Origin of the sequence: Sphingomonas jeddahensis (genome assembly GCF_001981525.1) — a bacterium.
In the GTDB taxonomy this organism is placed as follows: domain Bacteria; phylum Pseudomonadota; class Alphaproteobacteria; order Sphingomonadales; family Sphingomonadaceae; genus Sphingomonas; species Sphingomonas jeddahensis.
The window spans coordinates 87,613-97,528 of sequence record NZ_MPSB01000008.1 but is presented as its reverse complement, the minus strand read 5'-3'; the positions used below and the strand labels follow the sequence as shown (position 1 = coordinate 97,528).

Below are 9,916 nucleotides of genomic sequence, written 5' to 3'. Positions count from 1 at the left end.
GACGAGGCGAGAGCGACGAAACAGGCTTGCGATTGCGCGGGCGGGCGGCTCCCCGTAGCTGCTGGCTCCATGGATGATCTGGCTCGTATCGCCGCCGCCCTGGAGCGGCTTGCGCCACCGCCGCCGCCGAGCGCCGATCCGCTCGCGCACGCGGCCTATGTCTGGCGCGACGGCGGACTGGTTGCGGCGCGAGCGTTTGCGCCACTACCGATCGACCTGCTGCATGGGGTGGAGGCACAGCGCGCCGCGCTGCTCGCCAACCTCGAACGGCTCGCGGCCGGGCACGCGGCGCAGGACAGCCTGTTGTGGGGCGCGCGGGGCACAGGCAAGTCGGCGCTGGTGAAGGCATGTGTCGGCGCGGTTCAGGCGGCGGGCGGCGCGCTGGCGCTGATCGAAGTGGCGGCGGATCGGCTCGACAGCCTGCCGGCGTTGTTCGACGTGATTGCGGACGTGCCGCGGGCGTTTGTGCTGTTCCTCGATGATCTCGGCTTCGACGCCGCGGCGGATGCGCGGACGTTGCGTTCGCTGCTGGAGGGCGGGGCCGAAGCGCGGCCAGCGAATGCCCGGCTGGTGGTGACATCGAACCGGCGGCACCTGATCCCGCGCGACATCAAGGAGCAGGAAAGCGCGATCAATCCGCGCGACGCGGTGGACGATCATCTCGCATTGGCGGATCGCTTCGGGCTGAGCCTAGGCTTTCATGTCGTGGACCAGCCACTCTATCTCGACATCGTGCGCGGCTATGCGGCGCGTTACGATCTGCGATTCGATGCGCAGGATGCGCTGCTTTGGGCGACCAAGCGGGGGAGTCGATCGGGGCGCGTGGCGTGGCAATATGTGCTGGATCTTGCGGGGAGGGCGGGGAAGGCGGTGTGATCCATCACACGTAAATTCCCAGCCAAGCCGCGCTTGGGATGGGATTTACGTCGCGGTCAGCCCAGCGCTTCGGCCGTCTCGGCGAGTTCCAGCCAGCGTAGTTCGGCGGCATCCTTTTCCTCGCGCGCGGCGGCGATCGCCTTCATCAATTTATCGAAACCGGCCGGATCGCGGGTGTAGAGGTTGGGATCGGCCAGCAGCGCCTCATCGCGGGCAATCGCCTTGTCGAGCGCTTCGATGCGGGCGGGCAGCTGGTCGTAATCGCGCTGGTCCTTGTAGCTGAGCTTGGTCCGGGCCTGTACCGGCGCAGGCGCGGCGGCAGGCTTGGAAGCGGCTTTCTTGGCCTCGATCCGCGGTGCGCGTTGGCGCTCCCAATCCTCATAGCCGCCGGCGACCACATCGACCTTGCCGGAGCCGTCGAGGCCGAGCGTCACGGTCACCGTGCGATCGAGGAAGTCGCGATCGTGGCTGACGATCAGCACCGTGCCCTCGTAATCGGCGATCACTTCCTGCAGCAGATCGAGCGTTTCGAGATCAAGATCGTTGGTCGGCTCGTCCAGCACCAGCAGGTTGGACGGGCGGGCGAACTCTCGGGCGAGCAGCAGCCGAGAGCGTTCGCCGCCCGAGAGCGAGGCGATCTTCGCTTCGGTCAGCGAGGGATCGAACAGGAATTCTTTGAGATAGCCGTGGATGTGCTTCTTCGAGCCCATCACGTCGATCCAGTCGCCGCCGTCGGCCAGCACCTCGCGCACCGTCTTGTCCGGCGCCATCAGCTTGCGCTGCTGATCGATGACGATGCCGTCGAGCGTCTTGGACAGCTTTACCTCGCCGCTGTCGGGCGCGAGTTCGCCGGTCAGCATGCGCAGCAGCGTCGTCTTGCCCGCGCCGTTGCGGCCGACGATGCCGATCCGGTCACCGCGCGTGACGCGCAGGGTGAGATCGCCGATGATGGTGCGGCCGTCATAGGCCTTGGTGACGTGCTTGGCGTCGATCACCACCTTGGTCTTGTTGTCGTCACTGCCGACCGCGAGCGCGGCGCCGCCCTGAGGGCCGATCATCGCGGCGCGTTCGGCGCGCATTTCCTTGAGCTTGGTCAGGCGCCCCTGGTTGCGGCGGCGGCGGCCGGTGACGCCGCGCAGCAGCCAATGTTCCTCCAGCTTGAGCCGCGCGTCGAGGCGCTCCGCGGCGCGCTGCTCCTCGGCATAGACCTGTTCGGTCCAGGCATCGAATCCGCCGAACCCGACCTCGGCGCGCCGCAGATTGCCACGATCGAGCCACAGGGTTTGCTTGGTCAGGCGGGTGAGGAAGGTGCGGTCGTGGCTGATGACGACGAACGCCCCGCGGAACCGGCCGAGCCATTCTTCGAGCCATTCGATCGCGCCGATATCGAGGTGATTGGTCGGCTCGTCGAGCAGCAATACGTCCGGATCCTGCGCCAGCGCGCGGACAATCGCGGCGCGGCGGCGCTCGCCTCCGCTAGCGGTCGCGGCTTCGCGGGACAGATCGATGCCGAGCTGGTCGGCGATCGCCTCCGCTTCGTAATGCTGTGGGGCGTCGTCGCCGGAGAGGACGTAATCGGCCAGCGTCTGGAAGCCGGCGAGATTGGGATCCTGCTCCAGCAGCACGACACGCGTACCGGGCACGATCGTGCGGCGGCCCTCGTCGCTGTCGATCGTGCCGGCGATCAGCTTCAGCAGCGTCGTCTTGCCGGCGCCGTTGCGGCCGATCAGCGCGAGCCGATCGCGCGGGCCGACGTAGAAATTGAGGTTGCGGAACAGCCAGCCGGCGCCCTGGATGAGGCCGAGGTCTTCGTACGCTAGGATCGGGGCTACCATGACCGCGGCAGATAGGGGCGGGGGAGCGATGCGCCAAGCATGTTGCGCGCAGCGGCCGTTGCCGCGATGGGCGCTGGCATCGGGCGGGCGCCTCTGCCACGGGATGCGACATGAAGATTCGCGATTTCCTGCTGCTGGTCTTCGTCTGCCTGGTGTGGGGCTACAGCAACGTCCTGAGCAAGATCGTGGTGGGCAATTGGGCGGTGCCGCCTTTGTTCTTCGCCGCGGTCCGCTTTGCCGTGGTGATCGCGGCGACGCTGCCGTGGCTGCTGCCGATGCCGCGGCCGCGCTGGCGGATCGTGATAATCGGATTGCTGATGGGGGCGGGCAATTTCGCCTTGCTGTTCGTCGGCTTGCAGACTGCATCGCCCTCCGCCGCGGCGGTGGTGATCCAGATTGGCGTGCCGTTCACGACCCTGCTGTCGGTGGTGATGCTGGGCGAGCGGATCCATTGGCGGCGCGGGCTTGGCATCGCGCTGACGCTCGCTGGCGTGGTGCTGGTGGTGTGGAACCCTGAGGGGCTCGACCTGTCTGCCGGGCTGTGGTTCGTGGTCGCGGCGGCGTTCACCGGATCGCTCGGCGCGGTGTTGATGAAGCAGGTGGAAGACGTCTCGCCGTTGCGCTTCCAGGCGTGGGTGGGGCTGGTGTCGTTCGTGCCGCTGACGCTCGCCTCCGCACTGTTCGAGACGGGGCAATGGGCGAGCGCGGCGGCGGTTGGCTGGCCGTTCGTGGCCGCGGTGCTGTTTGCGGCGCTGGTCGTCTCGGTGCTGGGGCATACCAGCTATTACGGGCTGATCCGGAAATATGAGGCGAATTTGCTCGCGCCGCTGACGCTGATGACGCCGCTGTTCACGATCGCCTTTGGTGTCGCGCTGACGGGCGATCGGGTCGATGCGCGGATGGCGGCGGGGGCGCTGCTTGCGCTGGCCGGGGTGTTGGTGGTGGCGCTCCGCTCGCGGCCCAAGAGTGCGCTGCTGGCGGAGCGGGAGCAGGCTTAATCGCGGGCGAAGATTTCGGCGTGGGGGATGGTGAGGCCGAGCGCGGATAGGTGGAGGTCTTCACCAGGCTTGAGCCAATCGTCCGCCCAATTCTCCGGCCCGGTTCGCGCGACCAGCCGGACGCGGTCATCGGTGGGATCGACAAAAACGACAGCTTGAAGACCCGGAATGCTCCGATATTCCGCGAGTTTCGTGTTCTGGTCGTGATGCGCCGTCGATGGCGAAAGCACTTCGAACACCACGGTAGGATCGCCGATCAATTGTGCGCGAGGATCAATCACCTCGTCAGGATCGCGACAATAGACGCTTACATCGGGGAAGCGCACGTTCTGCTCCGCCGTGCGGACGCCCAGATCCGAATTGAACGGACGGCATCCCGTTCCATTGAGACGCGAGCGCAACGCGAAGTAGATGTTTCCGGCAATCATTGCATGTTGCGAGGTGCCGCCGGTCATCATGTAGATGAGACCGTCTTCCAGTTCCGCTTTCGCATCGCCGAGATTCATCGCGAGGAATTCCTCGACGGTGATGCGGCGATAGGCGGGGTCGAGCGCGACGCTTGCCATGGCGGCGATATACATTCTCCGCGCCAACAAAAGAAGGGCCGGGTGCGTGGTGCACCCGGCCCTTCCTTGTTTCGAACGGGCAGCGGCGGAGCCGCTGCTGGACGTCATACCAGTCCGGCTTACGCCGGCTGGCTGGCCGTTCTGATTTCGTGTCGGGCGCAGCCGTGGCTGCGCCCGTCCGAAATCAGAAGTCCATGCCGCCCATGCCGCCGCCGGGCATTGCCGGCATGGCGGGCTTGTCTTCCGGCACTTCCGAAACGGTCGCTTCGGTGGTGATCAGGAGACCGGCCACCGAGGCGGCGTTCTGCAGTGCGGTGCGGACGACCTTGGTCGGGTCGATCACGCCGGCCGCGACCAGGTTCTCGTAGGTGTCAGTCGAGGCGTTGAAGCCGAACGACGTGTCGTCCTGGTCGAGCAGCTTGCCCGAGACAACCGCGCCGTCATGGCCGGCGTTCTGCGAGATCTGGCGCACGAGAGCGGTCAGCGACTTGCGGACGATGTCCACGCCGCGCGTCTGGTCCTCGTTCGCGCCGGTCACGCCAGCGAGCGCCTTGGTCGCGTACAGCAGCGCGGTGCCGCCGCCCGGGACGATGCCCTCTTCCACCGCAGCGCGGGTCGCGTGCAGCGCGTCGTCGACGCGGTCCTTGCGCTCCTTCACCTCGACCTCGGTCGCACCACCGACCTTGATCACGGCGACGCCGCCGGCGAGCTTGGCGAGACGCTCCTGCAACTTCTCACGGTCGTAGTCCGAGGTCGTGACCTCGATCTGCTGACGGATCGCCTCGGTGCGGGCCTTGATCGATTCGGCATCACCGGCGCCATCGACGATGGTGGTGTTGTCCTTGTCGATCGACACGCGCTTGGCGGTGCCGAGCATGCCGAGCGTGACGGTCTCGAGCTTGATGCCGAGATCTTCGCTGATGACTTCGCCCTTGGTGAGGACGGCGATGTCCTCGAGCATCGCCTTGCGACGATCGCCGAAGCCCGGTGCCTTGACCGCTGCGACCTTCAGGCCACCGCGCAGCTTGTTGACGACGAGCGTGGCCAGAGCCTCACCCTCGATGTCCTCGGCGATGATCAGCAGCGGGCGACCCGACTGCACCACCGCCTCGAGGATCGGAAGCATCGCCTGCAGGTTCGACAGCTTCTTCTCGTGGATCAGGATGTACGGATCGTTGAGCTCGACCGCCATCTTCTCGGGGTTGGTGATGAAGTACGGCGACAGATAGCCGCGGTCGAACTGCATGCCCTCGACGACGTCGAGCTCGAATTCGAGACCCTTCGCCTCTTCGACGGTGATCACGCCTTCCTTGCCGACCTTCTCCATCGCTTCCGCGATCTTCTCGCCGACTTCGCGGTCACCGTTGGCGGAGATGATGCCGACCTGGGCGATCTCGCTCGAACCGGCGACCGGCTTCGAACGGGCCTTCACGTCCTCGACGACCTTGGCGACGGCGATGTCGATGCCGCGCTTCAGATCCATCGGGTTCATGCCGGCTGCGACCGACTTCATGCCCTCGCGAACGATCGCCTGGGCGAGAACGGTCGCGGTGGTGGTGCCATCACCGGCGATGTCGTTGGTCTTCGAGGCCACTTCGCGCACCATCTGGGCGCCCATGTTCTCGAACTTGTCCTTGAGCTCGATCTCCTTGGCGACGGTGACGCCGTCCTTGGTGATGCGCGGTGCGCCGAAGCTCTTGTCGATGACGACGTTGCGGCCCTTCGGCCCCAGCGTGACCTTTACTGCATCGGCGAGGATGTCGACGCCGCGCAGGATGCGCTCGCGTGCGTCACGGCCGAATTTCACGTCCTTGGCTGCCATGTGGCTACCCTTTCAAATGAACGAATGTTGAGGAAGTTGAGACGAAAGCGGGGTTTCTCAGGCTCGGATGCCGAGCCACTCGCGTCAGGCGAGGATGCCGAGAATGTCGCTTTCCTTCATGATCAGCAGGTCTTCGCCGTTGACCTTGACCTCGGTGCCCGACCACTTGCCGAACAGGATGCGGTCGCCCGCCTTGACGTCGAGCGGAGTGATCTTGCCGTCCTCAGCCTTGGTGCCGGAACCGGCGGCGACGACTTCGCCCTCCTGCGGCTTTTCCTTGGCGGTGTCCGGGATGATGATCCCGCCGGCGGTCTTTTCCTCGGCCTCGACGCGGCGTACGAGCACGCGATCGTGCAGCGGACGGAAGTTCATGGCTGTTACCCTCTTTTGAGCGGTGTGTGACAGTTTCTTGGCACTCGCCCAAGTCGAGTGCCAGCGCTCGGCATATGTGGCTCGCTCCACGCACCGTCAACGGGCGCCGGCGGAAAAAATCGGAACCGTTCGTCAGGCCGTGCGTGGCAGCAGGCCGAGCCGTTCGCGGGCGTACCAGCGCCACATCAGCAGGATCGAAACCGCGAGCAGACCGACGGCAAGACCGGTCCAGATGCCGACGCCCGCCCAGCCCGCCTGGAAGCCGAGCAGGATCGAGGTTCCGAAGCCGATTACCCAATAGCCGAACAAGGCAATGAGCATCGGCACGCGCGTGTCCTGAAGCCCGCGCAACACGCCCGCCGCCACCGCCTGAGCGCCATCGACGAGCTGGAACATCGCGGCGAGGGCAAGATATTGCACCGCCAAGCCAACCACGACCGCGTTCTGCGGCGCGTCCACATCGACATAGGCGCTGACGAACAGCCGCGGGGTGGCCCAAATTGCTGCGGCGGTCAGCCCCATGAAGCCGATGCCGAGGATCAGCGCGACGCGGCCGGCACGGGCGATCCAGTCGCGGTCGCGCGCGCCATAGGCCATGCCGACGCGGATCGTGGCGGCCTGGGCGATACCGAACGGCACCTGAAAGGCGATGGCGGCGATGTTGAGCGCGACCGCATGGGCCGCGACTTCGTTGACGCCGATCAGCCCCATCAAGACCGCCGCGCCACCGAACAATGCGCCTTCGAAGATCCAGGTCAGCATGATCGGCACGCCAAGACGGATGATCTCACGGAAGCGCGACCATTCGGTGACCCACCAGCGGCCGAACAGGCGATAGCGGCGCAGCCGTTGGTCGAAGCGGAAGATGGCGGCATAGGCCAGCGCCATGGCGGTGAGGCTGATCACGCTGGCGAGCGCGGAGCCTTCGAGCCCGAGGGCGGGCGCGCCGAGATTGCCGAACACCAGCATCCAATTGGTGAGGATGCTGACCGCCAGCGCCAGACCGGTTACCACGAATGCCCAACCGGGGCGACCGAGCGCCGCGGCAGCAGTGCGCATGATCCCCGCAGCGGTGCCGGGAATGATGGCGATCAGGATGATGTCGAGGAAGCGCCCCGCCCGTCGCGACACTTCGGGATCCTGCCCGGCCAGAAGCAGCAACGTTTCACCATGCGCGAGGATCAGCAGCACCGGCAGCGCGCCGGCAGCGCCGACCCATAGCGCCATGCGGACGCTGCGCCGCACCTCCCGCACGGCATGTTTGCGGCGGCCGAGCTCGGCGGCGATCAGCGGCGCGGCGGCGCTGGTGAGGCCGATCAGCGCATACATGCTGAGGTTGAACATGAAGACGCCGAGCGTCGCGGCGGCGAGATCGACGGTGCCGAGCCGCGCGACAAAGATCACGTCCACCGCGCTGACCGCCATCTGGAGCAGATTCGCGCCGACCAGCGGCCCGGCAAGGCGCGCGAGGGCGGACAGTTCCGCCCGATCGTTGGCAGGGCGAGCGCCGGTCAGAGGAGGATTCGCGGCGATTTCCATGGCCGGTGCGGGGTAGGCGGGATTGGGGCGGGAGGAAAGGTGGGCTGCGGATGTGCGGCGCGATGCTCTACAGATGCTGCGTCATGCTGAACTTGTTTCAGCATCCATGTACCGCGAGCCGCGGCGCCTGCGGAGCGGTGGACCCTGAAACGAGTTCAGGGTGACGGGCTGTTGATCAGGTCGGCGGGAGATGAGCGTGGCGGGCCGGGCGAAGGTCGCGGGATGCTGCCTGTTCTTCCCTGGAAAGGGAGGGGGACCGCCGCGGGCGGTGAAGGGGTAGGGTTCCGCACGCAGGCGGTATCTTTTGAGGAAATTACCCCTCCACCAGCTTCGCTGGTACCCCCTCCCCCTCCGGGGGAGGAAGGGGTGGCGCTGCTCAACGCGCCGCAGGAACCGCCAGCAGGTTGGCGATCTTCGCCTTGAACGCGCGCAGCTTTTCGCCCGAGAGCGTGGCGACGCTGGACAGTGAGATGGAGCGCGGATTCACGTTCTGGCCGTTTTTCCAAACTTCCCAGTGGAGGTGCGGGCCGGTCGACATGCCAGTGGAGCCGACATAGCCGATCACCTGGCCGCGCGAGACCTGCTGGCCCGCGCGCACGGCGAAGCGGCTCAAATGGCCGTAGCCGCTCGAAATGCCACTGGCGTGGTTGAGCTTGATGAAATTGCCGTAGCCGCGGTTGCGCCCGGCCAGCACCACGCGCCCGTCGATCGGCGCATAGACCGGCGTGCCGCTCGGCGCGGCGAGGTCGAGGCCCTTGTGCATGCGCAGGAAGCCGAGCAGCGGGTGACGCCGCATGCCGAAGGTGGAGGAGATACGCCCAGCGACCGGCATGCCCATGAAGCCGCTACGCTTGGACTGGCCATTGGCGTCCCAAAACTGGCCGCCATTGCCGTCGCCCTCTTCCCAGCGGACGAGGCGAAGCTTTTTCTTGCCTTGGTCGAGGCCGGCATATTGGAGCTGGCCGACTTGCACCTCACCGGTGGCGGCGCGGGCGTGATCGGCGATGATGTCGAACCGGTCGTCGGCGCCGATGCCGCCAATCGAGGTGCGCGCGGCGATCGCCTTGATGTATGCCTCGACCAGCTTCGCGGGGGCACCGGCGGCGCGGGCCGAGCGATACAGGCTGGAGCCGACGAGACCCTGGATGCGCAGCGGCGTATGGTCGATCGCGATCGGGCGGCGCTCGATCGTCAAGCCTTCGCCCTCGCGGTGGAGTGCGAGGTTGAGATCGAAGCGGGCGCGGAACGCGAGCCGATCGAGCGGGCGCGCGGTGCGACGGTCGTGGCGGCGACCGAGCGTGAGATCGAGCACGGTGCCGGGTTTGAGATCGGCGAGGTTCACTTCGCCCGCGACCAGATCGGCGGCGCGCGCGGCATCGGCACGGCCGACCCCGGCGCGCTGGAGCGCGGCGCCGAAGCTGTCTCCGCTGCCGAGCGTGGCGGTGAGCTCGATCACCGGGCGCTCGGGCGTCTCGGCGAGCGGGCGAACGAGATCGTTCGCCGCCATGCGTCGGCCGGTGGAAGCGCCGAGGCCGAGTGGCGCGATCGAGAGCGTGCGCGCTTCCTCGCGCTCCGCGCCGGTCATGCCGGTGGCGACGAAGCCGGGGATCGGCTTGACACCCGGCGCGGTGAGCGTGGCGGCGGCAATCAGGCCGGTGCAGGTGGCAAGGCCGCGCCACCAGGTGAGGCTGCCGATGCGGGCGCCGAGATCGGGCACCCAATCGGTCTGGTGGAGCGTGGCGCGCAGGCGATCCTGCCAGGTGACGACGGGCACAGGCGCCACGGCACGGCCGAAGCTGCGCGCGCCGGCACCGCCGGCCAGTTCCAATCCAGGCTGCTCGCGCAAGAACACGGCGAGAGAAGCGCCCCCAAACGCATCAACGTCGCCGACCACCCCCGGCGCAGGTG

The 9,916-nt window shown here is 67.0% G+C and carries 8 protein-coding genes; 2 read left to right on the top strand and 6 right to left on the bottom strand.

All coding sequences use genetic code 11. From position 1 onward, the window contains the following. The first annotated feature begins 69 nt into the window (after positions 1–69). The gene (locus SPHI_RS10080) at positions 70–876 is read left to right on the top strand and encodes an ATP-binding protein (RefSeq protein ID WP_076744800.1); all 807 of its coding nucleotides are present in this window, start codon (positions 70–72) and stop codon (positions 874–876) included. Positions 877–932: 56 nt separating this feature from the next. Here SPHI_RS10080 and SPHI_RS10075 read toward each other — a convergent pair whose 3' ends face one another. Continuing rightward, on the bottom strand, positions 933–2,711 hold the full coding sequence (locus tag SPHI_RS10075) for an ABC-F family ATP-binding cassette domain-containing protein (RefSeq protein ID WP_076744799.1): 1,779 nt from the start codon (positions 2,709–2,711) through the stop codon (positions 933–935). Positions 2,712–2,821: 110 nt separating this feature from the next. On the opposite strand from SPHI_RS10075, the gene SPHI_RS10070 reads away from it, so the two are divergent. Further along, positions 2,822–3,709: a DMT family transporter gene (locus SPHI_RS10070; protein ID WP_076744798.1), complete on the top strand. Its 888-nt coding sequence runs from the start codon at positions 2,822–2,824 to the stop codon at positions 3,707–3,709. On the opposite strand, the gene SPHI_RS10065 is transcribed toward SPHI_RS10070, so the two are convergent. From SPHI_RS10065 to SPHI_RS10045, 5 genes are all read right to left on the bottom strand, one after another. Then, positions 3,706–4,383 carry a Uma2 family endonuclease gene (locus SPHI_RS10065; RefSeq protein WP_233130858.1) on the bottom strand — a complete coding sequence of 226 codons (678 nt, stop codon included), beginning with the start codon at positions 4,381–4,383 and terminating at the stop codon, positions 3,706–3,708. The two genes, SPHI_RS10070 and SPHI_RS10065, sit on opposite strands and share 4 nt — an antisense overlap. Positions 4,384–4,459: 76 nt before the next feature. After that, entirely contained in the window at positions 4,460–6,097 is a 1,638-nt protein-coding gene (gene groL / locus SPHI_RS10060) for a chaperonin GroEL (protein ID WP_076744797.1), read from the bottom strand. Positions 6,098–6,181: 84 nt separating this feature from the next. Next, a complete protein-coding gene (gene groES, locus SPHI_RS10055) occupies positions 6,182–6,469 on the bottom strand; it encodes a co-chaperone GroES (protein ID WP_076744796.1) in 288 nt (95 codons plus the stop codon). Between the two features lie 132 nt (positions 6,470–6,601). Beyond that, complete coding sequence (locus tag SPHI_RS10050; RefSeq protein ID WP_076744795.1) at positions 6,602–8,008, bottom strand: MATE family efflux transporter; 1,407 nt, start codon at positions 8,006–8,008, stop codon at positions 6,602–6,604. A gap of 376 nt (positions 8,009–8,384) precedes the next feature. Further along, the gene (locus SPHI_RS10045) at positions 8,385–9,836 is read right to left on the bottom strand and encodes a M23 family metallopeptidase (RefSeq protein WP_332888914.1); all 1,452 of its coding nucleotides are present in this window, start codon (positions 9,834–9,836) and stop codon (positions 8,385–8,387) included. Positions 9,837–9,916 lie beyond the last annotated feature (80 nt).